This is a genomic window from Microcystis sp. LE19-41.2A (assembly GCF_027530405.1).
Taxonomy (GTDB): domain Bacteria; phylum Cyanobacteriota; class Cyanobacteriia; order Cyanobacteriales; family Microcystaceae; genus Microcystis; species Microcystis aeruginosa.
Map to the genome: position 1 here is coordinate 1 of NZ_JAPZQJ010000193.1, position 1,122 is coordinate 1,122.

The 1,122-nt window shown below is 40.4% G+C and carries 1 protein-coding gene and 1 pseudogene; one reads left to right on the plus strand and one right to left on the minus strand.

The annotated features are described in order from the left end of the window. Nucleotides 1–126, plus strand: a pseudogene (locus tag O9290_RS08650) (IS630 family transposase); the annotation flags it as partial. Nucleotides 127–414: 288 nt separating this feature from the next. On the opposite strand, the gene O9290_RS08655 reads toward O9290_RS08650, so the two are convergent. After that, a complete protein-coding gene (locus O9290_RS08655) occupies nucleotides 415–1,098 on the minus strand; it encodes an N-acetylmannosamine-6-phosphate 2-epimerase (protein ID WP_288056981.1) in 684 nt (227 codons plus the stop codon). Nucleotides 1,099–1,122: the final 24 nt, after the last annotated feature.

Below are 1,122 nucleotides of genomic sequence, written 5' to 3' on the forward strand. Positions count from 1 at the left end.
AATCGAGAATTTGAAAATAAAGAAGAACTGGAAAAAGTAGTCAATCAGCTTTTAAATGAAGGGGGATTGATTATTAAATGGAGTAGAAAACTTAAAAATAAGGGTAATGCTGTCAATGTAACTTAAATGCGTAAAAGCTTATCATCGGGTAATTTTGAGAGGTTGCCAAGGGTTCTTTTTTTGACTTGATCTCCTTTTTAGCAAATATGATCCATCCCTGTCTATTAAGAAATATTACAATAAACATGGGTACGTTAAGAAAAGTTAACGGGTTTATCCATTGTAGTGACGAAAAAATTAACGGATTGACCGCAGGGATTGCCTATCAGCAATTCACAAACCGGGGGATTTTAATCGCTTTGGTTGTCGCTATTTTAGGAGGTGCGGCTAAACTTTTTGGTTTTTTCCCTCCCATTAATCTTTTGATAAAATTCCTTGTAAAAAAGCGGTAGTTTTTAAATCAATCCCTGTAATTGCCGTGCCGACAACTACCGAATATGCACCAACTTCTAGGGCTTTTTTTGCTTCTGTTGGAGTCGATATTCCTCCTTCACAGACAACAGGAACTGATAACTTATTAACTAATTCTTCTAGGAAAGAAAAACTCGGCGGTGGTAGATTTTTAGTTGCTTCTGTGTAACCGTAAAGAGTTGTACCGACAATATCAGCACCGGCTGCCACGGCATAAATAGCACTTTTGATCGAGTCTATATCTGCCATGACTAATTTACCAGTTTCCTGATGAATACGAGCGATAATTGTGGCTAAATTTTCATCATTAGGACGCTTTCTGGGGGTAGCATCCAAGGCAATTATATCGGCACCCGCATCGGCAATGGCGAGAGCATCTTGATATTTGGGAGTAATATATACCGAACAATCGGGATAATTGCGTTTCCAGAGTCCAATTATCGGTATATCCGGCAATTGTTGACGGGTGGCTTTCAGATGAGCGGGACTATCAATTCTTACCCCACAAGCACCCCTATCCACACAAGCATGAGCCATGGCGGCAATAATTACAGGATCGTGCAGAGACGACTCCACTGGCGCTTGACAGGAGACGATTAAACCCGATTTTAAGGTTTCTATTCTCATAAATTGGGGTGTGGGGTGTGGGGT

What these genes read in the sequence shown, in the direction of transcription:
- O9290_RS08655 (WP_288056981.1), bottom strand. Translation starts at nt 1,098, where the DNA reads ATGAGAATAGAAACCTTAAAATCGGGTTTAATCGTCTCCTGTCAAGCG.